This window comes from Priestia sp. YIM B13486, assembly GCF_042787865.1.
In the GTDB taxonomy this organism is placed as follows: Bacteria; Bacillota; Bacilli; order Bacillales; family Bacillaceae_H; genus Priestia; species Priestia megaterium.
Window position 1 is genome coordinate 248078 of sequence record NZ_JBHZOZ010000004.1, and the last position, 24829, is coordinate 272906.

Annotated in this window: 25 protein-coding genes and 1 riboswitch; of the genes, 10 read left to right on the plus strand and 15 right to left on the minus strand. The window is 39.0% G+C overall.

Annotated features, from left to right (window positions below):
- On the minus strand, positions 1-486 hold the full coding sequence (locus ACFX4G_RS13255; RefSeq protein ID WP_013055615.1) for a DUF6985 domain-containing protein: 486 nt from the start codon (positions 484-486) through the stop codon (positions 1-3).
- Between the two features lie 126 nt (positions 487-612).
- Between ACFX4G_RS13255 and ACFX4G_RS13260 the strand changes: the two genes are divergently transcribed.
- Both ACFX4G_RS13260 and ACFX4G_RS13265 read left to right on the plus strand, forming a co-directional pair.
- On the plus strand, positions 613-2355 hold the full coding sequence (locus ACFX4G_RS13260) for an ABC transporter ATP-binding protein (RefSeq protein WP_377575220.1): 1743 nt from the start codon (positions 613-615) through the stop codon (positions 2353-2355).
- 16 nt (positions 2356-2371) lie between these two features.
- Positions 2372-4156 carry an ABC transporter ATP-binding protein gene (locus tag ACFX4G_RS13265; RefSeq protein ID WP_097824384.1) on the plus strand — a complete coding sequence of 595 codons (1785 nt, stop codon included), beginning with the start codon at positions 2372-2374 and terminating at the stop codon, positions 4154-4156.
- A gap of 334 nt (positions 4157-4490) precedes the next feature.
- Here the strand turns inward: ACFX4G_RS13265 and ACFX4G_RS13270 are convergent, their stop codons facing one another.
- Positions 4491-5474 (minus strand): zinc-binding dehydrogenase, encoded by a 984-nt coding sequence (locus ACFX4G_RS13270; RefSeq protein WP_377575223.1) that lies wholly within the window; start codon positions 5472-5474, stop codon positions 4491-4493.
- Positions 5475-5637: 163 nt separating this feature from the next.
- Here ACFX4G_RS13270 and ACFX4G_RS13275 point away from each other — a divergent pair, with 163 nt between their 5' ends.
- Both ACFX4G_RS13275 and rpoN read left to right on the plus strand, forming a co-directional pair.
- On the plus strand, positions 5638-5985 hold the full coding sequence (locus tag ACFX4G_RS13275; RefSeq protein ID WP_034668472.1) for a winged helix-turn-helix transcriptional regulator: 348 nt from the start codon (positions 5638-5640) through the stop codon (positions 5983-5985).
- A gap of 215 nt (positions 5986-6200) precedes the next feature.
- Positions 6201-7535 (plus strand): RNA polymerase factor sigma-54, encoded by a 1335-nt coding sequence (gene rpoN / locus ACFX4G_RS13280; RefSeq protein ID WP_043980184.1) that lies wholly within the window; start codon positions 6201-6203, stop codon positions 7533-7535.
- A 57-nt stretch (positions 7536-7592) separates the two neighbouring features.
- On the opposite strand, the gene ACFX4G_RS13285 is transcribed toward rpoN, so the two are convergent.
- The 3 genes from ACFX4G_RS13285 to ACFX4G_RS13295 form a co-directional block, all read right to left on the minus strand.
- Entirely contained in the window at positions 7593-8444 is an 852-nt protein-coding gene (locus tag ACFX4G_RS13285; protein ID WP_043980186.1) for a class I SAM-dependent methyltransferase, read from the minus strand.
- Positions 8445-8541: 97 nt separating this feature from the next.
- Entirely contained in the window at positions 8542-10917 is a 2376-nt protein-coding gene (locus tag ACFX4G_RS13290; protein WP_097824234.1) for a YhgE/Pip domain-containing protein, read from the minus strand.
- Between the two features lie 187 nt (positions 10918-11104).
- Entirely contained in the window at positions 11105-11590 is a 486-nt protein-coding gene (locus tag ACFX4G_RS13295; protein WP_078081507.1) for a GNAT family N-acetyltransferase, read from the minus strand.
- A 178-nt stretch (positions 11591-11768) separates the two neighbouring features.
- Between ACFX4G_RS13295 and ACFX4G_RS13300 the strand changes: the two genes are divergently transcribed.
- The 3 genes from ACFX4G_RS13300 to ACFX4G_RS13310 are packed head-to-tail and all read left to right on the plus strand — an operon-like array spanning position 11769 to position 14164.
- Positions 11769-11996 (plus strand): FeoA family protein, encoded by a 228-nt coding sequence (locus ACFX4G_RS13300; protein WP_025749730.1) that lies wholly within the window; start codon positions 11769-11771, stop codon positions 11994-11996.
- On the plus strand, positions 11993-13963 hold the full coding sequence (gene feoB / locus ACFX4G_RS13305; protein ID WP_043980190.1) for a ferrous iron transport protein B: 1971 nt from the start codon (positions 11993-11995) through the stop codon (positions 13961-13963). Before ACFX4G_RS13300 ends, feoB begins: the two co-directional genes overlap by 4 nt.
- Before the next feature lie 15 nt (positions 13964-13978).
- Entirely contained in the window at positions 13979-14164 is a 186-nt protein-coding gene (locus ACFX4G_RS13310; protein ID WP_013081918.1) for a FeoB-associated Cys-rich membrane protein, read from the plus strand.
- A gap of 43 nt (positions 14165-14207) precedes the next feature.
- On the opposite strand, the gene ACFX4G_RS13315 is transcribed toward ACFX4G_RS13310, so the two are convergent.
- The gene (locus ACFX4G_RS13315) at positions 14208-14531 is read right to left on the minus strand and encodes a DUF3243 domain-containing protein (RefSeq protein WP_013055602.1); all 324 of its coding nucleotides are present in this window, start codon (positions 14529-14531) and stop codon (positions 14208-14210) included.
- A gap of 16 nt (positions 14532-14547) precedes the next feature.
- Positions 14548-15129, minus strand: a complete 582-nt coding sequence (locus tag ACFX4G_RS13320; protein WP_043980198.1) for a hypothetical protein — start codon at positions 15127-15129, stop codon at positions 14548-14550.
- 252 nt (positions 15130-15381) lie between these two features.
- Here ACFX4G_RS13320 and hxlR point away from each other — a divergent pair, with 252 nt between their 5' ends.
- From hxlR to hxlB, 3 genes are all read left to right on the plus strand, one after another.
- The gene (gene hxlR, locus ACFX4G_RS13325; protein ID WP_013055600.1) at positions 15382-15747 is read left to right on the plus strand and encodes a transcriptional activator HxlR; all 366 of its coding nucleotides are present in this window, start codon (positions 15382-15384) and stop codon (positions 15745-15747) included.
- Positions 15748-16015: 268 nt separating this feature from the next.
- Entirely contained in the window at positions 16016-16645 is a 630-nt protein-coding gene (gene hxlA / locus ACFX4G_RS13330; protein WP_013055599.1) for a 3-hexulose-6-phosphate synthase, read from the plus strand.
- A 10-nt stretch (positions 16646-16655) separates the two neighbouring features.
- The gene (gene hxlB / locus ACFX4G_RS13335) at positions 16656-17213 is read left to right on the plus strand and encodes a 6-phospho-3-hexuloisomerase (RefSeq protein WP_013055598.1); all 558 of its coding nucleotides are present in this window, start codon (positions 16656-16658) and stop codon (positions 17211-17213) included.
- Positions 17214-17325: 112 nt separating this feature from the next.
- Here the strand turns inward: hxlB and ACFX4G_RS13340 are convergent, their stop codons facing one another.
- The 8 genes from ACFX4G_RS13340 to ACFX4G_RS13375 form a co-directional block, all read right to left on the minus strand.
- Positions 17326-17571 (minus strand): ferredoxin, encoded by a 246-nt coding sequence (locus ACFX4G_RS13340; RefSeq protein ID WP_043980201.1) that lies wholly within the window; start codon positions 17569-17571, stop codon positions 17326-17328.
- 86 nt (positions 17572-17657) lie between these two features.
- Entirely contained in the window at positions 17658-18668 is a 1011-nt protein-coding gene (locus tag ACFX4G_RS13345) for an ABC transporter substrate-binding protein (protein ID WP_016763180.1), read from the minus strand.
- Complete coding sequence (locus tag ACFX4G_RS13350) at positions 18665-19408, minus strand: ABC transporter permease (protein WP_097824237.1); 744 nt, start codon at positions 19406-19408, stop codon at positions 18665-18667. Before ACFX4G_RS13350 ends, ACFX4G_RS13345 begins: the two co-directional genes overlap by 4 nt.
- Complete coding sequence (locus ACFX4G_RS13355; RefSeq protein ID WP_013081911.1) at positions 19405-20169, minus strand: ABC transporter ATP-binding protein; 765 nt, start codon at positions 20167-20169, stop codon at positions 19405-19407. The genes ACFX4G_RS13350 and ACFX4G_RS13355 overlap by 4 nt, the downstream gene beginning before the upstream one ends.
- The gene (tenA, locus tag ACFX4G_RS13360; RefSeq protein WP_060744898.1) at positions 20162-20833 is read right to left on the minus strand and encodes a thiaminase II; all 672 of its coding nucleotides are present in this window, start codon (positions 20831-20833) and stop codon (positions 20162-20164) included. The genes ACFX4G_RS13355 and tenA overlap by 8 nt, the downstream gene beginning before the upstream one ends.
- A 5-nt stretch (positions 20834-20838) precedes the next feature.
- On the minus strand, positions 20839-22116 hold the full coding sequence (locus ACFX4G_RS13365; protein WP_318331008.1) for an acetylornithine deacetylase: 1278 nt from the start codon (positions 22114-22116) through the stop codon (positions 20839-20841).
- Between the two features lie 114 nt (positions 22117-22230).
- Positions 22231-22333: riboswitch (TPP riboswitch) on the minus strand.
- Between the two features lie 176 nt (positions 22334-22509).
- Positions 22510-23808, minus strand: a complete 1299-nt coding sequence (locus ACFX4G_RS13370; protein WP_377575230.1) for an MFS transporter — start codon at positions 23806-23808, stop codon at positions 22510-22512.
- Positions 23809-23918: 110 nt separating this feature from the next.
- Entirely contained in the window at positions 23919-24818 is a 900-nt protein-coding gene (locus ACFX4G_RS13375) for a dihydrodipicolinate synthase family protein (protein ID WP_377575233.1), read from the minus strand.
- Between the last annotated feature and the right edge of the window lie 11 nt (positions 24819-24829).

The following is a 24829-nucleotide window of genomic DNA, read 5'->3' on the forward strand; positions in this document are numbered from 1 at the left end:
CTAGAATAAATCTTCTTGTAAACCAATAGCGGAAATTTGTTCATTTCTAAACTTTACAGCTAACATATGCTCTTCTTCCCACGTACATTCAAAAAACAAACCAAGTTCTCTTGTATCATGAGGTGCTTCAGGAACAAAGATTTGAATACACTCAACTAAAAACCCGATGTCTTTTCGCTTTTTTACATTCGGAACTAATAAGTCTACCACGTCTTTTTCAACTTGAGTTCTGTATTCATCTCGCACCTGTTGATAATAATCAAAAAGAGCTTTTTCCGTCCTCTTTAACAATAATTCACCTTGAAGCCAAAATGCTTGAAAGGCCTCTTCTTGTCGTTTTTGAAATGGCTTCTCTTTATCTCCATCAATTGTCAGCAACACCTGTTGTTTTTGTCCAAAGAAAGTGACCTGTTTTTCTCCAACCCAGGCCGAGTCATATAACAAAGATCCAAAAAGCGGATGATGTACTCGTAATGTTTGATTCATTGCATACCTGACCCTCTCAAAAAGTGGATTTCTGCTTGCATTGGCGTATAATAAATGGTGCTTGAAACAAACTTCTAAACTTATTCTATGTTACCATATTTTTTACAGAAAGGAGTGCCACAATGTGTGAATACAATTAAATCTTTGTACCCTTACTTAAAACCTTACAAATGGCTCGCGCTGTTTGCCCCGCTATTGATGGTAATTGAAGTGTTAGCTGACCTTCTTCAGCCTACTATTATGCAGCATATCATTGATTATGGCATTGCAAACAACGATCAAACATATGTTATCACTCGAAGTATCCTTATGCTTATGTTAGCAGTCATTGGCTTAGCTGCCGGTATCGTCTGCGCCATCCTTAGCACAAAAGCGGCAGTAAATTTTTCTACCGATATTCGGAAATCGCTTTTTAAAAAAATTGAAAACCTCTCAAACAGCAACAGAGACAAACTAGGGACTGGTCACTTAATTACCGTCATAACAAATGATGTAACGAGTGTTCAAAACGCATTGAATATGACGCTAAAAGTATTAGTTAGAGGTCCTTTACTTTTTGCAGGAAGTATTGTGATCGTGTTATTAACCGCTCGTTCTTTGTTTCCTATTATCGTTGTGGTCGTCCCTATTTTATTTTTATGCATTTGGTTTGTGATCACGAAAGCTGGAAAACTTTTTAAAAAAGTTCAGCAAAGCGTTGATCGTGTAAATACAAAAGTCCAAGAAAATTTATCAGGGATGCGTGTAGTAAAAGCTTATGTAAGAGAATCGTATGAAATCAATCAGTTTAAAGAAGCAAACAGTTCCTTGACGCGAGCTAATATGAGTGCTGTTCAGCTTATTTCGCTTTTAATGCCCGTTATTTTATTTGTCGTAAATATCGGAATGGTAGCTACTCTATGGCTGGGAGGACTTCAAGTCGAAGCAGGAAAAATTGAAGCAGGTGTGATTTTAGCTTTTATTAATTACTTAACGATTATTTTAAACGGACTTATGTCAAGCAGCATGGTGCTGATGCAAATTACACGCGCATTCCCTTCAGCTGAACGAATCGATTCTGTTTTAAAAACAAAAATAGACATCCCTCCACCAAACTCTGCTGCTCAAATCAACAGACTTAAAGGTGATCTATCGTTTCAAAACGTTACATACAGCTATAGTAAAAATGGCGAAAACGTATTAAAAGATATTTCGTTCACTGCTAGACACGGGGAAACCATTGGCATTATCGGCTCTACTGGAAGCGGGAAGTCGACGCTTGCAAAACTTATTTCCCGCTTATATGATCCTGATGATGGCGAAATCTTCGTAGATGGAAAAAACCTTACGAACTATGACGTAAAAGTGCTTCGCTCATCCATTGGATTTATTCCTCAAAAAGCTACGCTGTTTACCGGCACGATTGATATGAATATTCGAATGGGAAAAGATCAGGCTTCTTCCTCAGAAATTGAAGATGCTGCGGATTTTGCATGCGCAACGGAGTTTATTGAAAAACTTCCAGAAAGATATGAGTATCCTTTAACGCGAGGAGCAACCAATTTATCAGGAGGGCAAAAGCAGCGTCTTTCAATTGCGCGTGCATTTGTTAGAAAGCCCGCTATCCTGGTCATCGATGATGCAACTTCGGCATTAGACGCTGTCTCAGAAGCGCAGGTACTAAAACATTTAAAAGAAGAGTTTGCTGATGCGACCGTTATCATTATTGCTTCTAAAATTTCGTCTCTTCTCCACGCTGATCATATTATCGTCATGGATGAAGGCAAAATTGCTGAACAAGGGACTCATGAAGAATTGCTTCGTTATCGCTCTCTTTATTACGACATTTACCTTGCACAAGGCGGAAAAGAGGTGTTGCCTAGTGAATAACCAAGGTAAAAATCAAATGAGCTCTATTCGCGGCCCTAGAGGAATGATGAAAGGCCCTGTAGTTAAGCCAAAAAATGCGAAAAAAACACTGTACAGAATCTGGTCATATATGGGGAAACGAAAACCTCCGCTTGCGGCTGCGATAATCTTAGTTATTGTGACTTCCCTGCTTAATTTATTAGGCCCTTATTTAATTGGAGTTATTATTGATGAGCATATTATTCCTAAAGATATCAGCGGAACGATACGAATGTCCCTTATTCTTGCAGGAATTTATATTACGACATCTTTGTTAACATGGCTGCAAACCTATTTAATGGTGAACGTTTCGTTTACGACTATTGGAATGCTTCGACAAGATTTATTTGCAAAGCTTCAGACTCTCTCCCTTCGCTTTTTTGACAAACGAGCTCACGGAGAGTTAATGAGCAGAGTCACAAATGATATTGATAATCTAAACAGCGCTCTGAGTCAAAGCGTTATTCAGGCTCTGTCCTCTATTTTGTCTTTAGTCGGCATTACCATTGCGATGTTCTCGCTCAACTGGATTCTTGCCATTATCACGCTGATTGTTATTCCCTTGATGGTTATAATCGTTCGACAAATATTAAAACGCAGCAGTGAAAATTTTGTCAAACGTCAAAAAGACTTAGGTGAGCTAAACGGCTTTGTAGAAGAAGCAATCTCTGGAGGAGAAGTTGTTACGCTTTTTAGTAAGGAAAAAGACTTTTTAACTGTTTTTAATGAACGAAATGAACAGCTGAGAAGTTCAGCAACAAAAGCGGAAACATTTTCAGGCTTTTTAGGTCCTGTCACAAACTTTATTAACAACTTAGGCTTAGCACTAGTGATCGGAGCGGGAGCATTTATGGCTGTTCAAGGTAGCGTTACAGTTGGGATGATCGCTTCATTTGTTAACTACTCACGTCAGTTCTCTCGCCCAATCAGTCAAATGGCAAACTTAGTAAACACCATTCTTTCGGCTATTGCCGGCGCAGAGCGCGTGTTTGCGATTATGGATGAGCAGCCGGACGTCACAAACAAGCCAAACGCTCTTTCTGTTACAAAATTTGCAGGAGACGTTGCTTTTGAGAACGTATCATTTGGCTATAACGATGAAAAAATGATTTTAAAAAATGTTACACTGACAGCAAAAAAAGGTGAAATAGTTGCCTTGGTCGGTCCCACAGGTTCTGGTAAAACAACCATCATTAACTTGCTCACACGATTTTATGACATCTCAAACGGAGACATTAAAATTGACGGACGTTCCATCAGTGACTATAACATCCATGATTTACGAAACCGAATCGGCATTGTTCTTCAAGATACCTATTTATTTTCCGGTACGATTGCGGATAACATTCGATTTGGCCGGTTAGATGCCAGCGATGAAGAAGTGAAAAGCGCAGCTAAAATGGCCAATGCTCATTCGTTTATCAAACATTTGCCGCAGCAATACAATACCGCGATTTCAGCTGGCGGAGGAAATTTAAGTGAAGGTCAAAAGCAGCTTTTATCGATTGCTCGAGCCATGCTTTCTGACTGTGATATTTTAATTTTAGACGAAGCTACTTCCAACATTGATACAAAAACAGAAATTGATATTCAACGAGGAATGAGTAATCTATTAAAAGGAAAAACAAGCTTTGTCATTGCCCACCGCCTTAAAACGATTGAAAATGCAGATCAAATTCTTGTCTTAAAAGACGGACAAATTATTGAAGAAGGAAATCATCGCGAGCTGCTAGAAAAACAAGGGTTTTATCACCAACTCTATACGCAGCAGTTTACAATTTAAAAGAGGTAAAATAAAAAGTATGTTAGTTTAAAGAAGGTCCGAACGAGTAATCGTTCGGACCTTTTCATTGTGCTGGTAAACGTAGGGTTCATCCAGTTAGCTACTTCTAGCTGTTGATTGGAGGGCAAAGCGAAGACTCTTGCGGGAACAGCGGAAGGGATGAGACCCCCAGGAGCGCAAGCAACGAGGAGGCTCATCAGCCGGCCGCGGAAAGCGAAGCCTTGCACGGAAATCAACAGCGGTGTAATAAATGGTCGATACGAGCTCCTTTATTCCATTTGTTTGTCTTTAGATTGAATTGATGTAGTTATGTCTCAATCTCTTTTTCGTTCTATCATTTATCTATTACAGCTACAATTTTCCCTTTTACTCGACGAGTCGCCAGTTCATCTAATGCTGCTGGCACTTCTTCTAGTGAAATGACTTTTTCCACGAGTGCACTTAGCGTATTTTCTTGTAAAAGCAAAAGCATTTTATTTCCCATCTCAGCAAGTTTTTGCTGTTCTTTTACGTTATTAGACTGATGTACACTCCCTAATGCAACTTGATGAAACGATAGTGGGTGCGCAAACGAAATCGCATCGTTTACATTAGGCGGTCCTGCGATGAATGCAATTTGACCATTAAAAGCAAGAGCCTTTACCGACTCGTCTGCATTGTCTCGTCCAACGGTATCCAAGACTAAATCTACACCGATTCCATCGGTAAGCTCCAGCACTTTTTTCACAAAGTCTTCTTTACGGTAGTCGATTACATAATCAGCACCTAAACTTTTTACAAACTCATGATTGGCAGAAGATGCGGTTGTGAGCACTGTAAGACCTGCATTTTGGGCAAGCTGAATGGCAAATCCTCCAACCCCTCCAGCACCTGCGTGAATTAAAATCGTTTGTCCTTTTGAAGCGTTCATTTTGTGAAACAATGCTTGATATGCTGTATATCCCGCACATGGAATAGCCGCAGCGTCTTCGAATGAAACCCCTTGCGGAATAAGAGAAACTGTGTGGGCTGTTGTCACTCCGTATTGTGCAAACCCGCCTTTTTTTGATAAATCGCTATGATATACAACGCGGTCTCCGACTTTGACAGCTGTGACTTCTTCTCCCACTTCCTCGACAACGCCCGCTGAATCAAGTCCTAATACGTGAGGATATGTCCAACTAGGATTACCGCCGTTTCCTGTTTTATAATCTACAGGGTTCAAAGCAGTAGCTTTAATTTTAACTAAAATTTCACCTTTAGCTGGATGTGGCTTTTGGATATTTCCGACTTTCATCTCACTTACTTTCCCTTTGCCTTCTAGCAGTAAAGCTTTCATCAAGATCTCCCCTTTTACATTTCTTCCTTCAATTAAAAGTTCTTTTTCAGTATAATAAATACATGTTGTTTACAAAAGACGGCACTTTCATGTAACCAGGTACCTTCCCGGTAACCTAGGTCTATGGATATTAAATTATTATATCCATATTTCATATCTGTTTATGAATGGAGGATTAACGGTGAAAGCACCCCACTATAATGTACCTGTTGAAGCAACGCTTGAAGTAATCGGCGGGAAATGGAAAGTCGTTATTTTATGCCTATTAAAAGAAGGTGAAAAACGTTTTAGTGAACTTCAGCGAGCTATGCCTGCTATTACCAAAAAAATGCTGTCTCAACAGCTAAAAGAATTAGAAAAAGACGGTGTGGTTAATAGAAAAGTATACAATGAAGTTCCTCCTAAAGTAGAGTACTCACTCAGTGAAGAAGGCGAAACCTTACGAGAAATTTTAAATATGATGTGCGCATGGGGAGATAGAAGAATGGGAAACACCCCAAATTGCAGCTAAGTTCTCCTAGCGGCTTTGTTAAAACAAACGAATAGCTATTGCCAGGAGCTATTCGTTTTTGTTTTATCTATTCTCCTACTCTTTCTTGCGATTAGCCCCTGTGTAAGAACATCTGACAACACTATAGAATTCTTTCGCATTTTCAGCTATGATGATGTCGAACGATGCAGCCAGAATTGTCGAAATAAAACTCAAGAATGATAGGTGATTCAATGATGCAATTAGGTTTAGATTTATCCCAAAAACAACTATTAAAATTGGCCATGACACCTGAATTACGTCAGTCTATCAACATTTTAAATTATTCTACGGCCGATTTAGTTCATTATCTTCATCAGCAAGTCAATGAAAATCCTGTAATTAAACTGTCTGCTGGCGACTCTCAGCAAAAAGATTCATTTGATACTCGAGAACAGCGTTCATATTCAAAAGGTTATACCGATGACGATTATAATCCGTTTAATTATATATCTGATCAAACTGTGACTTTAGAGAGTCATTTATTAGAGCAGCTGTCTATGCTAAATCATTTACACTCACACCAAAAACACATCGTTCAATTTCTAATTGGAAACTTAAATAAAAACGGCTTTTTAGCAATTGAGCCAAAATTGGCAGCCGAACTGCTGAATGTTTCAATTAACGAAGTCAACGATATGATTCACGTTTTGCAAAGCTTTGATCCGATTGGCGTGGGCGCTCAAAATTTTGTCGATTCACTGCTTATTCAAATTAAGGCCAAAAAGTCAAAGCCTCCTCTTTTATACGACGTGGTAAAACACGATATTGAAGATATTGCTAACAAAAAATATCGGAACATTTCAAAAAAATACTCTATTTCGATGCGTGAAGTACAAGAAATTGTTGACTGCTTGCGGACATTAAATCCTCGTCCAGCAGGAGATTTCCACGTCCCGCTTACAAAGTACATCTCGCCTGATGTAACGGTACAAAAAGTTGACGGCCGCTATCATGTTATTCTTCATAGCGAGCTGCTTCCGCCCATCGAAATTAACGGCACCTATCAAAAGCTGGTTCATCGCTCTGCATGCGTAACAACCGATCGATACGTACAGGAAAAAATTCATGAAGCTACTTGGCTAATCAATAGTATTGAGCAGCGTAATGCGACGATTTACAACGTGTCCAAAGCCATTGTGGAACATCAGCAAGATTTTTTTGAAATGGGTATTTCGGGGCTAAAGCCGCTTAACTTAAAAGATATTGCTCAAAAAATAGACTGTCACGAATCAACGGTAAGTCGTGCGACTAACGGAAAGTATATTCAAACGCCACGCGGGCTGTTTGAGTTAAAATACTTTTTCACCAATTCCTTAGAGCGAACTGATGGCGAACAAAGCAATTCTACTGCCTTTATAAAAGAAAAAATCAAAACATTAATTGCCGAAGAAAATAAATTAAAACCTCTTTCAGATCAAAAGCTCATGTCTCTTCTTTCCAGCGAAGGAATTCAGATTTCAAGAAGAACAGTAGCTAAATACCGTGAAGAAGCAGGAATTGAAAGTTCTTCTAAGCGGCGACGATTTTAATATTGCTTATTCTAAATTACAGCTTTATCCCTACTAAAAAGAACCCGTTGATTTTACTCAACGGGTTCTTTTTATCGGTTTCCAATAAATAAAAGCCATATGATATTGATACGTATATTCATATGTGCCATTTATTTTCTTTACATGCTGTAAAATAATCTTCTCAGTTTCTAACTTGTCAATATCTTTAGAAAGCACCTTTGTCGAGTTCTTCTTGATGAGATCTTCGTACGTCTCATAAGTTACCGTTTTGGTTATAGGAACCAGCTTACAATCTGCGTAAATACCCAGTTCATATAAAATATTTAGTAAGTCAATATATTCCTTACGGCGCCATTTAATCTCGTACCCAAGCTTTCTATGTAACTCTACGTAGTGAGGCTTTTCTGGACCCGTTGACATGCCTATAACCGCCAAACGATTAGCCGAATCGTTCATATTTAAGAGACCATCGACAATATTATGCATACGGTAAAAACAGTTTATTCCTACTACGGCATCGTAGTTATCTGTTAGACGCTCATACTCCCATTTACCTTCTATGAACTTTAGATTAGAGCGGGCATCTGATTGCGTTTGTAAGTAGCGAATAATGCTTGGCGAACAATCCATACACGTAAGTTCTTTTACATAATCAGCAATCGAAAACGTATAATTTCCCCAGCCAGGGCCAATTTCCATAACAGAGTCATTTGGATTCAAAAAAGCAAGAAGTTCTTGTTGAAGCTGTTTTACTACAGGGTCATTTACTGAATTAAAAGACATTTTCTCTAAATACTGCTGCCAAAATTCATCTTCAGCTCGGTCGTTTATCATCCGTTCCGATATTGAACCGTCCCATTCTTTCAGCCCTTCCTGCCACTTTTTTACACGATCACTTTCATATACCGAAAATTTTGTAAGCTGCATGCATTCACGTTCCCCTCTTTTATACGTAAACCTATACTATCATAAAGAAAAAGAGAGTTCCTTTTTAAACTGGAACTCTCTTTTTATATTAGTTAAATTATGCTGCTGCCTCTTCCTCTGTGTGATGCTTCTCTTTTCTGGCATTGATATAAAACATTATCAATGAAAGAGTGATGAAGATTGCTGCAAAGATTCCAAGTACGCCAGCCTGATGCCATACATAGCCGAAATCATCACCAATTGAGATGATTTCACGGAAACCGCGAATTGCATAGGTCATAGGCAAGTACGGATTAATTGCCTGGAAGAATTCCGGCACAAGTGCTTTAGGGAATGTACCTGCACTGCCGCCAATTTGAAGCAGCAAAATAATGAAGGCTAAATACTGCCCTACTTTTCCTAACCCTGTTGTTAAGAACAAGATAAGTGTAAAGAACGTCACACCTGTAATCATGGTAAAGATATAGAAGTGCCAAATGCTTGTTACGTTTAAATGCAAGCCCCATAGAAGAGCTGTAACAGCAATCGCTGCCTGCAGCATACCTACAATAGTGATGACACTAAACTTACTTAAGAACCACGAAATGCCTGATGTCGGTCGAATTGATGGCTCTTTCATTGGATATACCGCTGAGAACATTAACGTTCCCGCAAACAAGCCAATACATAAGATGTATGGAGCTAATCCGACACCGTACTTATCTACGTTGTTTTGTTTATCTGATTTTAAATCCGTTGGATTTGAAAACATGCTATATGTTTTATCATCCGCTTTAACATCTTTTGCATCTTTTGCACCATCTGCTAAAGATGAATGAAGCTCGCTTGTTCCATCTGATAATTTAGATGAACCATCATATAGTTTGGACGAACCATTTGTTAACTCTTTAGAACCATTTGCTAATTTGGTTGCCCCGTTTTCTAGCTGTGTTAAACCATTTGCTAGCGCTGCGCTTCCTTGTTCAGACTTCTTAAGTCCATCCACAATTTGCTGCTGCCCGTCAGCAAGCTTTCCAGCTCCTGTATGAGCGTCAGTAATACCGCTGTTTAATTCTGCAAATTTGCTGTTGAACTGCTTTTCTCCGTCTGCTAGTTTAACAGCACCGTTGTATAATTGAGTTTGGGCATTATATAATTTTGTCTGGCCATTGTACAGCTGACTTTGTCCATCAGCAATTTTATTAATAGCGCTTTGAATATCTTCTCCGCCTTTAGAGAGCTTTTGAAGCGCTGCTGATAACTCTTGCACTTTATCTACTTTTGCTTTTAGCTGCTCTGCTTTTTGCTGCTGTTCATCCATAAACTGCTGAGACGTGAGTTTTTTAATTCCTGCAATCAGCGTTTGTTTTTGCTCATCAGGAATGGACTCGTTGCTGTTAATGCTGTCAATGAGGGCTTGCTGCTGCTGTTCAAACTCTGCTTTTTTTGAATCAACCTGCTGTTTAATCTGTGTAATTTCCTGTTCCGCTTGATTAATTTGCTGCGTAACGCTGCTCACTTCAGCGTCCACTTGATTTAAGCCGCTTGTAAACTGTGGTAGTTTCCCTTGAAGTGTCTTTGTTCCTTCATTGAGCTGCTGTGTTGCTCCTTGCAGTTTTGCAGTTCCGTCTTGTAGTTGTCCTAATCCATTACTAAGCTTCCCCGCACCTGTTTCAAGTTCTTTAGAAGCCGCATAAAGCTGTCCGCTCCCACTTTCTAACTTTCCTAAACCGCTGTTTAGACTGCCTAAGTTTTCATTAATCTTATCCGCACCGTTTAGGAGCTTAGCTGCACCTGCATTTAAATCTGTCGCTCCTTTTCGTGCATCCGTTAACCCACTTGCCAATTTAGCTGTACCGTCTTCGAATGTAACCGTGCTGTCTGCTAATTTCTTCATGTTATCCCGCAGCGTTTTTGAACCATTTTCGAGCTCTCCTGCACCGTCACTTGCTTTTTGAAGACCGTCCGCTACTTGCTTAAAGCTGTCAAATACCGTTTCAGCATACTGCTTTGTGACTGCTTCTTTAATCTGATCATTGATTTTAGCCACTGCATTTGAGCTAATTTGAGCGCCTGAATAGTTCTTTCCGGCATTTGTATGATAGATAAATTTCATTTTTTTAGGATCTTTATCCATTAATGTTGTTGCATTTTTGGAGAAATTCTTTGGAATTTCTAAAACTAAATAGTAGTCCTCATTTTTTAGGCCTTCTAACGCTTTTTCTTTGTTCGTAAATTTCCAGTCAAATTTATCATTTTTCTTTAAATCATCAACAAAATCACGACCGACATTCAATTTCTTTCCATCTAACGTAGCACCTTTATCTTCATTTACCACTGCAACTGGAATTTGATCTGTTTTTCCATATGGATCCCAGTAAGCAGATAAAAAGATGACATTATAAAGTAATGGAACAAATAACAATCCGCAAATCACAACAATAGTCATTGGTTTGGAAAAGATTTTTTTCCATTCTCCTTTAATCATATTCATGTTTTTTAGCCTCCAATAATCCTTACTTCCGCCTGACTGTTTGACCGAAAAACATTTTCGGTCATTAAGTTCTGATTAATGTTACCATATTCACAAGAATAAGGTCAATCGTTATTCTGTAATTAAAAGCTGATTTTAGCAGAAAGTTTAAAATCAGCTTTTTTAAGATAACGTTCATGCTATAGGCTTAAATCATTAACTTCATCCGCATCGTTTTTAACAAGTGCCCTTCAAATTCATCATCAAATTCATCCACGAGCTGGAAACCTTTTGATTGATAAAAAGCACGGCCTATTCCGTTTTCCCTTTCTACGTTAATGTAAACGATTTTTAATTCCTTCGAGCGCTTCATTCCTTTTTCTAACAATTGCGAACCGATTCCTTTTCCTTGATAAGCAGGAAGTATATAGATAGATCCTAGTTCTATTTCCCCTCTGTTTTGTAGTCGGAAAAAGTTAGCGTACCCTACGATTTTCTCATCAATAGTTGCTACATAAATGAACGAATTGCGCAAGCGCCACAGCAGCCTTTTATTGGAGTATGCTTCTGAAAGAAACCGATTCTGAACGCTTCTAGGAATAATCCCTTCATATGTATCATACCAGCTCATCTTTGCGACGTATTGAACAGACGTAATATCTTCTTTTCTCATTTTGCGAATGATTACCTCCACTCACATCCCTCCTGACAATTTGCTGCTAAAATCGTACATAATTTCACCTGAAAAATATAGTTATAAATATATATTTTTAATTGTAACGCTCTAGAAGCATTGATTGATTTTAGAACCTTATGTATAATCGAGATAGATACAAATTGAAAATGATTATCATTAACAGGAGTGCTGAATGATGAATTTAACTACCGTGAGTATTGGCGACAAAGTAAAAGTTAAAAACATTGAATTTTTAGATAGATCATTAGAACGCCGCCTTCTTTCTTTTGGAGTAAAAAAAGGCTGCGAACTATGCATGAAGCAAAAAACCATCTTAGGGGGACCTTGTATTATTGAATGTCAAGGTCAAATGATTAGCATCCGAAAACGCGATGCGGCTAAAATTGAGGTTGAGACAGCATGAGTACAATTGCACTTTTAGGAAATCCAAACACAGGAAAAACTTCTTTATTCAATATATTAACAGATTCCTATGAATACGTAGGAAATTGGAGCGGTGTAACCGTTGAAAAGAAAGTTGGGTCTATTAAAAAGCAAAACAGCCAGCTGGTTGATTTGCCGGGTGTGTATGATTTTACTCCTCTTTCTTCAGATGAAGCAGTGGTAACTAACTTTTTGTTAACCGGAGAATTTAACAGTATGCTGAATATTGTAGACGCTTCTCAGTTTGAAAGAAGCATGCACCTCACTATTCAAGCATTGGAATATGGAAAGCCATTAGTAATCGGCTTAAATATGATTGATGTAGCGGAAAAACGTGGATTAACTTTTCATTTGGAAAAGCTTAGCAAATCATTACATATTCCGGTTTCTGCAATTATTGCCCGCAATGGAAAAGGAATTAATGAGCTTCTCTCCACTTTGAAGCAAGATTTAAAAGCCCCTTCATTTCAATTAAATTACGGGGAAACCGCTGAACAAGCAATTCATATGATTCAAACAAAAGCGGATGTCAGCAGATGGATTGCCATTCAATTTTTAGCGGAAAATAGCGTAATCGAATCAACATTAAAAGAAAAAACGAGTTACTCAGAGCTGCTTGAGCTTCGAAAAGCGGCTGCACAAAAATTAACCAAGCCGCTTAGCGAGCATTTCTTCGACGTGCGTACAGCATTTATTGAACGCATTTCCAGCGAGTGTATCATAAAGGGCAGCGAAACACCTCTAACCTTCACAGATCGAATCGATCGAATTGTGACGCATAAGTGGCTTGGTCTCCCTATTTTTCTTGGCTTAATGTATTTGATTTTTAATATTACGTTTACTTGGATTGGCGTTCCTCTTTCTGATAAACTGGACGGTTTTTTTGGCGGAACGCTTAGTAAAGGCGCTGATTCTCTTCTAACTGCAGCTGGTGCCGCTCCATTTATTCATGATTTAATTGTGGACGGCATCATCGCAGGCGTAGGCGGCGTACTAGTATTTGTACCACAAATTTTTGTCCTGTTCTTTTTCATTTCACTGCTTGAAGATTCAGGATACATGGCTCGAATTGCTGTAGTAATGGATCGTATCATGGAATTTTTCGGTTTGAACGGAAAAGCATTTATTCCGATGATTATTAGCTTTGGATGTAACGTACCAGGGATCATGGCCGCGCGTACAATTGAACAGCGAAAAGAGCGCCTTATGACCATTTTAGTAAATCCATTTATGAGCTGCTCAGCACGCCTTCCTGTATACGCTTTGTTTGTAGGTGCGTTTTTTGTACAAAACGGAGCAGCTGTGGTGTTTTCTATGTACTTGCTTGGCATTATTTTAGCACTTGTTGTAACGAAAATTTTATCAGTAACGCTTCTTAAAGACGAACAATCAACTTTTATTGTTGAACTTCCTCCTTACCGCGTACCTCAAGCCAAGACTCTTTGGAGAAGCACGTGGGAAAAAGGCCGAAATTTCGTCCGAAAAGCAGGTACGGTTATTTTAGCTGGCTCTGTATTTATCTGGCTATCATCTTACGCTGGCCCTGGCGGTTTTGGAGTAGATATGGAAAATAGCTTTATGGCTATTATTGGAGGTGCTATCGCTCCGCTATTTATCCCTTTAGGTTTTGCGACATGGCAAGCTGTAGCATCACTGATTACAGGCTTCCTAGCAAAAGAAGTGGTTGTTTCGACTATGAGCATCATTTATAAAGTACAAGAAGGACAGCTTGGCGACACAATGAAGACATTCTTTACACCGCTAACAGCCTATACGTTTATGGTGTTTGTTCTTCTTTATGTTCCGTGTCTAGCAACCGTCGCTGTTATTCGACGAGAAACCGGCTCATTGAAATGGACAGCATTTGCTGTGGCCTACCCTTTGGTTGTCGCTTATCTCGTAGCTTTGCTTGTACACACTATTGGAAAAGTACTTGGTTTTTCTTAAAAGGAGTGAATAACATTGATTATTAACATTTTAATTGGGGTTTTGATATTTGGATATGCTCTTTATCATATGACAAAATTCTTCCGCAAGAGTACTCAGGGAAAATGTGCAAGCTGCGCACAGCAATCTTCTTGTGCAACGGATGATTGCGGTATTGACTGGGATAAAACGATTCAAGAGGCTCAAAATCAATCATCTTAATACATTAAAAAAGCATCCTGATAGATGGGATGCTTTTTTAATGTTACGCAACTAGTTTTAAAATGAGATGAGAAAGGACTTCCTTTTCCTCTTCACTGCTGACTTTCCATAACTCATGAAGGACTTTTTCTTCTCGGTTTCGAGGCTCCTCATTTTTGGCTAAATAGCTAGCCACTTTTTTTGTAGCGGCCGTTAATTGTTCCTCACTTAACCCGAGCTTTTTACCGACATGAACTTTTTGACTTAAATAATCGGTAAACGTATCAAAGTTCTGCAAAATTGCTTCTTTTTTCTCCGTCCCTAAATTATCTGCCGTTTCTTCAATTTTATTCATGTCTTTTGTAGTTCCTTCATTCATTTGACTCACAGTTAACATCTCCCTTTTAGTGAATAGACTGGTATGTTCTTTCACGCTCAGCTTCTGGTTTTTCGTCTGGCGTCATCTTTTCCTTACTTATTTCAGAAGTTGCATCTTTCACTTTTTCACCAATTTGCTGTAAATCACTTTTAGCATCTTCTACCGTCGATTTTGCATCATGCGTAACGCTTTTCACATCTTCTGCTTGCTTAAAGAAATCTTCATTTACACGCTCGTACAAATGTTTAGCATCATTAATTGCATCTTTTAAAAGATTCGATGCGTTTTTCATTTGCTGCACCATTTTTTCTTTTGTTTCTTGAGGGTTCTCTTTTACTTGATTAATCATGTTTGCAGAAGAGTCCTTTAATGTAACGGCTCTTCTTTTAACAGATGAGCGAGTTTTATTATCAAGTAATGTTATACATCCACCCACAACTGCCCCGACAACAACACCTTTTACTAGCTTGCTGCTGCAGCTTTTTCCAGTGCTAACAGCAGTAGTGCTATTAGCTGTCTGTGGATTGTTATTGATTCCTACGTCGTTATTAATGCCTGCGCTGTTGCTTAAAGCAGGGTTTTGTAATTCAGATCGGCTTCTTTCCATTTTTACTGCCTCCTTTAGCATTGTTATTGAGTGATTTCCCATCTTTTTTTATATTTAAACAATTGAACACAAAAAACATGACTAAAGGCCACCTTTTTGCTCCCACTAGTCAAGAATAACTATGTATTAAAAAAGCTCCCCTTTTTTAACGGAAAAGCGCAAGCCGGATTTTTGTAAAAGGATTGTCAGCACCGGTATAATAAGAAGTACTTTAAAATAAATTTTATACTATTGGTCATAGGGGTGAAGCAATTGAGCCAGCTTAATAAGGAATTTAACTGTGAAAAAGAATTAACGCTTGCTATTATCGGTGGGAAATGGAAGATGCTGATACTATGGCACTTAGGACGTGAAGGAACAAAACGGTTCGGGGAACTAAAATCGCTTATTCCTGATATTACGCCGCGTATGCTGGTTAACCAACTGCGGGAACTGGAAGAAGATCTAATTGTTAACCGTAAAGTTTATCCTGTCGTACCACCTAAAGTCGAATACTCACTTACAAAAGAAGGAGAAAGTTTAATGCCCATTTTGACAGCCATGTATGATTGGGGTAAAAATTACCGTGATACAGTGCTGATCAATCAAGAACAAAAGGCGGAAACGTTGATTAAATGATGGAAACTACTCCTTCTATTCCATAGTTTTTATTTTTTTATGCGGATGATGTTACTCAACATCATCCGCATTTTTAATGAAGATTAAGCGGTTACAAGACTGATATGTCCATTAGTATACTTCTGTATACTATCATTCCCCACACTATTTGTGGGAAAAGTGCGTACTTTTAAGAACCTCAAACTGGGGGTACAATAACTACACCAGCTGCTTTATATATAAAAAAGCACAAAAGGTATTTATACATTTCTGTAAGGAGTGGAGTAGAATGGAATTACAATTAGCATTAGATCTTGTTAATATCTCTCAAGCAAAAGAGGTAGTAAAAGAAGTTGAAGAACATATTGATATCGTGGAAATCGGTACGCCCGTTGTAATCAATGAAGGGCTTCGCGCCGTTAAAGAAATTAAAGAAGCATTTCCTAATTTAAAAGTATTAGCTGACCTAAAAATTATGGATGCAGCTGGCTATGAAGTACAGCAAGCTTCTCAAGCTGGAGCAGACATCATTACCATCTTAGGTGTTGCTGAAGATATGTCAATCAAAGGTGCAGTTGAAGAAGCCAAAAAACAAGGTAAAAAAATTCTTGTCGATATGATTGGGGTAAAAGATATTAAAGGACGCGCAAAAGAGCTAGACGAATTTGGCGTTGACTATATCTGTGTACACACAGGATACGATCTTCAAGCTGTTGGTCAAAACTCTTTTGAAGATTTAGTAACAATTAAAAGCGTTGTAAAAAATGCAAAAACAGCCGTTGCTGGCGGAATTAAATTAGAATCTTTACCTGAAGTAGTAAAAGCACAGCCTGATCTTGTTATCGTTGGCGGAGGAATCACGAGCCAAGACGATAAAAAATCAGTTGCTTCTCAAATGAAAGAGCTTATTACAAATTAAGGAGTTTTCTATGCAGACGAGCGAACATTTAAAAACAGTTATGAATGAGCTTTTACAAACAACAGCTCTAATCGCTGATGATGAAGCTGAGCAGCTTGTAAATGGCATCATCTCATCTAAAAAAGTGTTTGTCACTGGAGCAGGCCGTTCAGGTCTTATGGGCAAGTCGTTTGCTATGCGTATGATGCATATGGGCATTGATGCTTATGTCATTGGAGAAACCGTGACGTCCACTTTCACGCAGGATGATTTATTAATCATCGGATCAGGTTCTGGGGAGACGAAGAGCTTGATTCCTATCGCTCAAAAAGCAAAAGAACTTGGAGGAAAAGTTGGAGTAGTCACAATTTCTCCCGACTCCACGCTTGGCAAGCTGGCTGACTTTATCGTGAAGCTGCCTGGTGCTCCTAAGGATCAAGAACAAAGCAGTTATCAAACAGTACAGCCTATGGCATCATTGTTTGAACAAACGCTTCTTCTCTTTTACGATGCGCTGATTCTTCGCTTCATGGAGAAGAAAGAACTTGATACCCATACAATGTACGGAAAGCATGCAAATTTAGAATAAAAAAAGGTCTTGCTCTAGGCAAGACCTTTTTTGTTTTGAAACTTTCTATTTCACCAAATATTTATTTATCGCATAACTAAATGTACTTTATCGTTAACTTTTTTCAAAAACCCTATTCGAATTTTGTTGCATCTCCATAAAAGGGCTGCTCTGCAACCTTAATCGAGTCTGTTGGGCATCCTTCGTACGCTTCCATCATCTCATCTTGCTGATGTTCAGGAACCTCTTTTATTCCTTCGTTGTTATCTAACACCGCATAAGCAAGACCTTCTGAATCATAATCATAAAGATCTGGTGCGCTCCCTCCACATGCTCCGCAAGCAATACATGTTTCCTTATCTACCATCGTAAAAGCCATAAAAAAACCTCCTTTACCTTTTCACTTTCTCTTTCAGAAAGTTACGTTCAGTATAAGAAGGTTTTTTTAAATTCGTCTTAAATTATTTACTTAGATTCTCCGATATTCTCAAACATTTCATCTACATTTGGCTTTTTCTTAATTAATCCTGACTCTTTTAACCAGTCCACATTTGACTGCCATGATTCTTTCGTTTGACTGCCAAATCCGTGTTCAGACTTCATTTTCGGAAGTAAAATATTTAAACTTTTTGTTTCCACGTCTTTTTCAAGAGGGAAGTTTGATTTATCTTGGTTATCTAATAGAATTTGAAGTGATTCTTTTGGATGCTTCTCTGTGTACTCATATCCTTTTGTCGCAGCACGCCAAAACGCTTTAATCGTATCAGAATCTTTTGCCCATGTTTGATCCCCAGTAACTGCCACTAGCTCATAGTAAGATGGTACGCCGTAATCCGAAGGATCAATGTCAACCGTTTTGTATCCTTTTTTGTGAAGCAATGGTACTTCATGATTAATATATGCCCCTATTACGGCATCTACTTTTTTACTAATCAGCGATGAATTTAACTCAAATCCTACGTCTACTAGTTTGACTTTATTCGGATCTCCTCCATCGCTTTTCACCATTTTCTTTAGAACAGATTCACTTAATGGTGTTCCGCTGTAGCCTACTACTTTTCCTTCTAAATCTTTAGGACGCTTAATACCGCTATCTTTCAGCGCCACAACTCGGTTCAACGGAGACCTTACGATTGCTCCTACCGACTTTACCGGCACATCTTCATTTGCTCGTGCCATTGCTACATCAGGCTGATAATAAAGGCCGAGCGTAACTTTCCCCGCAGCTGCTAAATTAAGCGAGTCTGTTGGATTAGCAGGAAACTGTACTTTTACATTCAGCCCTTCTTTTTTGAAATATCCTTTTTCTTGTGCAGCGTAAATGAAGCTGTGCACTGCATTTGGATACCAATCAAGCATAATTGTAACGTCTTTTAATTTTTTACTGTCACCAGCTTTATTTTCCTTGTTCTGACCACAAGCAGCGAGCATCAAAACAAGCATCAGGCTTAAGCCAATTACAAACCATTTTTTCATTCTGTTTTCCTCCACTTTAATGAACGTTTTTCAAAACCTACTACAATAATAAAGAATAAAATACCAAGCGCAGATAAAATTACAATTGGTGCAAATACACCAGCTGCATCAAACTGTGTCATCATACGACGACTGAAATATCCTAAGCCTGCTTGTGCACCTAACCATTCGCCAATGGCAGCACCTATTATACTAAAGGTAACCGCTACTTTGAGCCCTGAATAAAAATGAGGCAGTGCAGAAGGAATGTTCAACTTAAAGAAAATATCTTTTTTTGTTGCTCCCATCGTTAACATGAGTTCTTTTAACTCTTTGTTTGTGGAACGAAGCCCGTCAAACGTGCTAACGGTAATGGGAAAAAACGTAATTAATACGGTCACAATCACTTTGCTCCAAATGGAGTAGCCAAACCAGAGAACAAATACAGGAGCAATGGCAATGGTCGGAATCATTTGTGACGCAATAATAAGCGGATAGAAAGCACGCTCAATAAGCGAGCTCCAATTCATCCACACGGCCAGCAGAACCCCTAGCACAACGGATATAACCAGCCCAATTACGACAATAGATAACGTAGCTGGTAAATGCTTAAACAATAAATCCATTCGCAAATCCCAAAGCTTCGTTAAAATACCGGTGGGCGTTGGTAAAATAAACGGATAGTTTACAATGCGTGCTCCAATTTCCCAAGCAACCAGTAAAATGACTACTAATATCACTGAAGCTCCGTACTTTTTCATGTGTTCACCTTCGATCTAAGCTGTTCAATTAAATAATCTTTTACGTCAAGCACACGCTGTTGATTCAAATCTTTTTGCGTTCGAGGTCTGCTAAGCGGCACTTGAATCTCTTCAAGATGACTTACCGGCTTGTCTGAAAAGATAAAAATACGATCTGATAAAAAAAGCGCTTCGTTTACGTCATGAGTGATAAATAAGATGGTGTGCTTACGCTTTTGCCATTGTTCAAGCAGCCATTCTTGCATCGACAAACGCGTAATGGCATCAAGCGCACTGAAAGGCTCATCTAAAAGCAGTACGTTAGAACCGCTTAATACAGTTCGCAGAAAAGAAACACGCTGCTTCATCCCTCCAGATAAATCACTTGGAAAACGATTTTCATACCCTTTTAAACCAAACTCTTCGAGCAGCTGAGATACTTGCCTATGAGCACTTGCTTTTGACACATTGTGAAGCTCAAGCGGCAGCGCTGCATTGTCTAAAATCGTGCGCCACGGAAGAAGCAAATCTTGCTGCGGCATGTAGCCTACTTTTCCAAGCCGCTTTTCATAAGACTGTCCGTTAATCACGATATCGCCTTCACTCTGCTGTTCAAGACCTGTAATGAGACGAAACAACGTACTTTTCCCAGAACCGCTCGCTCCAACTATACTGACAAACTCGCCTTCTTTCACGTCTAAGTTTAATGATGTTAAAATCGGTTGATCACCATTTTTGTACGTAAAACTGACGTTTTGAAAAGATAACACAGACTTATTCATGAATTGGCCACATCGCTTCGTTATAAGCCATATCCCAGAACATATACTCAAAACGCGTTGTATTTAAGAAAATTTCTTCGAGCTTTTCTAACTCCGCTTCTGATTTGTCTTCAGTAAGTGAGTCGAATAAATTAATACACCATGTCGCTAGTTCTCCAAATTCTTCTGAGCTATACATTTCAATCCACTCACGATAAAACTCATTGTTAGCTCCAGGCTTTTCACTGAGTTCTTTTCCTATTTCCCAATAGCTCCACATACAAGGCAAAAGAGCCGCCACTAATTCAGCTAATGTTCCGCTTTGACCAACGTGCAGCATATAGTGTGTGTATGCAAGCGTTGTAGGAGATGGCTGCGCTTTTTCTAATTCTTTTTCGCTGATTTCAAATTTCTTGGCATACTCACGGTGCAGGCTCATTTCTTCGTTTAATGTAGAATCCAAAAGTGCAGCAAATTTCCCCATCGTTTGAACATCGGTAGCTTTCATGGCTCCAATCGCAAATAATTTAGCATAATCAATTAGGTAAAGGTAATCTTGAATCATGTAAAAGCGAAACTTCTCCTTTTCAAGCGTTCCGTCTCCCATTCCCTGTACAAAGGGATGATTATGATTTTGACGCCAAATAGGCTGCAGCTTTTCGTATAATCGTTCACTAAATTTCATGATGATCACTCCTTATGCGTATGCAGCCACGTATAAATGAACTGCACCATCACTTTTGTATATTGAATAAGCTGATTCATATCTAATTGTTCATTCACAGCATGTGCATTTGCTAAATTTCCCGGACCATAAATAGCTGCCGGAATTCCCGCATCAGCTAGCCAACCGCCATCTGTTACGCTAGTTGACACATCGATTGGGGGCTTTTTCCCTTCAATTTGTTCATGAGTATTTGCAAGCAGCTGTACTCCAGCGTGATTTTCATCAATTTCTAATGACGGGAAGATTTCTCCTCTGTCTTCAATCATTGATGTGCCTCCCCATTCAAAGGTTGGCAGGTTATCTTTTAACCATGGATCTGCTTTTGCAATAGCTAAAATGTATTCTTCCACTTCTTTTGATACTTGGTCGTATGATTCATTGGGATAATAGTGAACGGTGATCCACAGCCTGCATTCATCTGCAATAAACGCAGCATGCCTTCCCCCTTCGATTACTGCTGGATTAATCGTATTTGTTCCCGGCAAAAATCCTGGATAGCTTTTTGTAACAGCCCAGTGGCGCTCCAATTCTTGCAGCCCTCCGATCACTTTTGCCATCTTCTCAATAGCACTCGCAGCTAACAGACCTCCTCCAGCATGAATCATACTTCGGCGTGTACCGTCATGATAGGTTTTACTGCTTTTTATCGTAATCCATCCCGTGATCACTCCGCCTTGACCTTGAATATGTAAATCACTCGTATCAGCAACAAGCGCAAAGTCAGCTGTATATCCTTTCTGACAGCATTGCAGCGTACCTGCCTCTCCCACTTCTTCTCCTACAACGGATTCAAAAATCAAGTCTCCCGGCAGTTCGATTCCTGCTTCTGTTAAAAGCTGGACTGCAAATAATGCTCCTGCCAAGCCGCCTTTCATATCAGCAACTCCGCGTCCGATTATCATGTTGTCTTTTACCACAGCTTCAAACGGATTTGTCTCCCACTTTTCATTTTCTTGTACCTCAGCTACATCCATATGCCCGTTAATAATTAAGCTTTGATAGTCAGCTGATTTTTTCCCTTTTAACGTGCCCACTACAATAGGATCGTTGCAATATAAATCCCACATATCGATGGAAAAACCGCAGTTTTTAAGGAAATCTGCTACGTAACGCTGCGCTTCATGAGAATTTCGTGCAGGAGGCGCCGGCGTTTTATATGAAACAAGCGTTTTTACTAACTGGATTAGCTCCCCTTTGCGCTCCTCTACCTGTTTGACAATCAAATCAATTGTTTCTTCCATGTATGACACCTTCCTTTACGCATAAAAAAACACTTCTTTCGCAGGAAAGAAGTGTTTTTGTTTATATACAAAAAATTATTATAACGAGTTCGTAAGGAAATACCATACAAAACATCCATTACAATACCTCTTTCCTACGCTAGTATTACCTAGTTCAGGTTATAAGGGTTAAGACTTCTCGTCTCTCTCAGCTTAGAAAGCACCCCTAGTGGCGTTGTATCTCTATAAAATTAAACGATTATCATATGTTTACCTGTAATAGTTTTATCATAGTAAAGCGTTTTATTCAATAGAAAGGTTCATGATTCAGCAATGAAAATAGTTTCCTTTTTAGTAAAATAAAAAGCACACACCTTTTTTAAGCAGTGTGTGCTCTTTACTTTTATAAGCTTACTAGTTAGCTATCGGCTTCTTTAAAAATACACCGTAACTAATAGCGCCAATTAAAAGCAGTCCTGCGCCTAATAGGAACACCGCTGTAAAAGTTCCGGTTGCATCTAATATAAATCCCGTTACGATAGGAGCCATTGCTGCTCCTAAAAACCCTCCAAAGTTCTGAATAGCGCCGAGTGAAGCAACTTGTTCCTTCGGTGCAACATCCGCCGCTAGAGTCCAAATGACACCTGATGGCAGCTGTGACGCGAAGTAGCCAATGGATAATAAGACAATACTCAAAGCTGCATTATCAATGAAAGGAACGGGTGCCACCGATGCTGCTGCTAAGATCGCCCCGCCTACAATTGGAATTTTTCTTGCTGTTACTGCAGGAACTCCTTTTCGAATAAATCGATCAGAAATTGCACCGCCAAGTAAAACTCCTATAATTCCAGCTAGAAACGGAATAGCAGCAATCCAGCCCGTTTGTTTTAGGCTAAAACCGCGCTCTGTTTCTAAATAGCTTGGAAGCCAAGTTAAATAAACCCAAATCGTAAACATAATTCCGAAATTCCCGATAATCATAAACCATGTGCTTTTATATTTAAAAAGCTGTGACCATTTTGCTTGTGAGATAGGACTGATTTCCGTTTCTTCTTTAGGGGCAGTTTTCACTTTATTGGCGATATGATCTGGATCACGATAGATCTTTAGCCAAACAAACATCACAATAAAGCCGGCTGCTCCTATAACAATAAACATTCCTCTCCAACTCATTGTTAAAAGCAATACTGTTAACAGCGGCGGAGCAATTGCATTAGCAATTTGAGACCCTGTGTTAATAATAGACGTAGGCAAGCCGCGCTCTTCTTTTTTAAACCACCTTTCCGTCACTTTAATTCCCGATGTAAAAAAAGGAGATTCCGATACACCTAGAAGCATTCTCATAGCATAAAGAGCTGAATACGTGTTAGTAAAGGCACTTGCTACCGTTGCCACAGACCATAGTCCGGATGCCCATGCAAACATTTTTTTGGGTCCATATTTATCAACCAACCAGCCGGCAGGTAGATTTGCTAAGGCGTATGGCCATAGAAAAGCTGAAAGCAAAAGACCCATTTGTGTAGAAGACAGCCCAAACTCTTTGGCAATTGTAGTATTAGCAATACTTAAATTGGAGCGGTCCAAATAGTTAACAACTGCTCCGATTAACAATACAGTAATGAGCCACCAGCGTATATTCGTCTTTTTTACATCCTTTTTTACAGGATCGAAATTATTGTTAACGCTTTCATTTATTTTAGATGTAATCGCCATAGAATATCCCTCCATAACTTTAATAGTTAGAGTGAACGAGCTGCGTGCTTGTACTCAAACAGCCCTATTCACTAGAATTGCGTGAGCTTATTTAGAACATGAATCAATGATTAAACACTGCTCTTTGGACGAATGCTATTTAGTTTATTATCTAATTTTTTGACTTCTTCTTCTGTTAAATCTATTTGAGGAGATCTCATGCCACCAACGTCAATGCCTCTTAATTTTAATGCTTCTTTAAAATAAGACATGTTGCTTCCGTTCAAAAGAGCTTCACAATATTGAATAGCGACTTTTTGCATCTTTCTCGCCTTTTCTAAATCATTCGCTTTAAATGCATTATAAGTCTCTACAAACGGTTCGGGATAAACACCGGATACACCGGATACAACTCCTTCACATCCCATGGCCAGAGCCGCTAAAAATAAACGATCGGTTCCGGGAAGAACGGAGAAGTTTCCATCGTTAATATTTAAATAATCATTTACGCGTAAATAGTCAGGATAGCTATATTTAATACCAATTACATTTTTACATGTCTCTGCTACTTTTTGAGCTACCTCTGCCGTCAAATCATTGCTTGAACACTGAGGTATATTATATAAATATACGGGGAAATCCTCTGGGACACTATGTGCTACTTTCGTAAAATACGTTTCTAGCTCATTATCATTGGCCCCAAAAAACATAGGCGTAACCACTCCGATACCGTCGGCGCCAACTTCATAGGCATGTCTTGCAAGCTCAATGGTATCTTCTTCGTTCATAGCTCCCACGTGTATGAATACGGTTACACGATTAGCCGCTTGTTTCACTACTGTTTCTGCCACTTGCTTTCTTTCTTTGACAGATAGACGAAGCATCTCTCCTGTTGTACCAAGCGGATACAGGCAGTGCACTCCTTTTGAAATTAAAAACTCTGTTAAACTTACTACTTTCTCTAAATCTACTTCACCCGTTTTAGCAAACGGTGTAACCATTGCTGTTGTAACTCCGTATAAATGTTTCATTTTCTTCTCCC

Excerpts from the sequence above, each read along its gene's own strand:
- ACFX4G_RS13255 (WP_013055615.1), bottom strand. The coding sequence starts at position 486 with ATGAATCAAACATTACGAGTACATCATCCGCTTTTTGGATCTTTGTTA.
- ACFX4G_RS13265 (WP_097824384.1), top strand. The coding sequence starts at position 2,372 with ATGAGCTCTATTCGCGGCCCTAGAGGAATGATGAAAGGCCCTGTAGTT.
- ACFX4G_RS13270 (WP_377575223.1), bottom strand. The coding sequence starts at position 5,474 with ATGAAAGCTTTACTGCTAGAAGGCAAAGGGAAAGTAAGTGAGATGAAA.
- ACFX4G_RS13275 (WP_034668472.1), top strand. The coding sequence starts at position 5,638 with ATGAATGGAGGATTAACGGTGAAAGCACCCCACTATAATGTACCTGTT.
- rpoN (WP_043980184.1), top strand. The coding sequence starts at position 6,201 with ATGCAATTAGGTTTAGATTTATCCCAAAAACAACTATTAAAATTGGCC.
- ACFX4G_RS13285 (WP_043980186.1), bottom strand. The coding sequence starts at position 8,444 with ATGCAGCTTACAAAATTTTCGGTATATGAAAGTGATCGTGTAAAAAAG.
- ACFX4G_RS13290 (WP_097824234.1), bottom strand. The coding sequence starts at position 10,917 with ATGAATATGATTAAAGGAGAATGGAAAAAAATCTTTTCCAAACCAATG.
- ACFX4G_RS13300 (WP_025749730.1), top strand. The coding sequence starts at position 11,769 with ATGAATTTAACTACCGTGAGTATTGGCGACAAAGTAAAAGTTAAAAAC.
- feoB (WP_043980190.1), top strand. The coding sequence starts at position 11,993 with ATGAGTACAATTGCACTTTTAGGAAATCCAAACACAGGAAAAACTTCT.
- ACFX4G_RS13320 (WP_043980198.1), bottom strand. The coding sequence starts at position 15,129 with ATGGAAAGAAGCCGATCTGAATTACAAAACCCTGCTTTAAGCAACAGC.
- hxlA (WP_013055599.1), top strand. The coding sequence starts at position 16,016 with ATGGAATTACAATTAGCATTAGATCTTGTTAATATCTCTCAAGCAAAA.
- hxlB (WP_013055598.1), top strand. The coding sequence starts at position 16,656 with ATGCAGACGAGCGAACATTTAAAAACAGTTATGAATGAGCTTTTACAA.
- ACFX4G_RS13340 (WP_043980201.1), bottom strand. The coding sequence starts at position 17,571 with ATGGCTTTTACGATGGTAGATAAGGAAACATGTATTGCTTGCGGAGCA.
- ACFX4G_RS13345 (WP_016763180.1), bottom strand. The coding sequence starts at position 18,668 with ATGAAAAAATGGTTTGTAATTGGCTTAAGCCTGATGCTTGTTTTGATG.
- ACFX4G_RS13350 (WP_097824237.1), bottom strand. The coding sequence starts at position 19,408 with ATGAAAAAGTACGGAGCTTCAGTGATATTAGTAGTCATTTTACTGGTT.
- ACFX4G_RS13355 (WP_013081911.1), bottom strand. The coding sequence starts at position 20,169 with ATGAATAAGTCTGTGTTATCTTTTCAAAACGTCAGTTTTACGTACAAA.
- tenA (WP_060744898.1), bottom strand. The coding sequence starts at position 20,833 with ATGAAATTTAGTGAACGATTATACGAAAAGCTGCAGCCTATTTGGCGT.
- ACFX4G_RS13365 (WP_318331008.1), bottom strand. The coding sequence starts at position 22,116 with ATGGAAGAAACAATTGATTTGATTGTCAAACAGGTAGAGGAGCGCAAA.
- ACFX4G_RS13370 (WP_377575230.1), bottom strand. The coding sequence starts at position 23,808 with ATGGCGATTACATCTAAAATAAATGAAAGCGTTAACAATAATTTCGAT.
- ACFX4G_RS13375 (WP_377575233.1), bottom strand. The coding sequence starts at position 24,818 with ATGAAACATTTATACGGAGTTACAACAGCAATGGTTACACCGTTTGCT.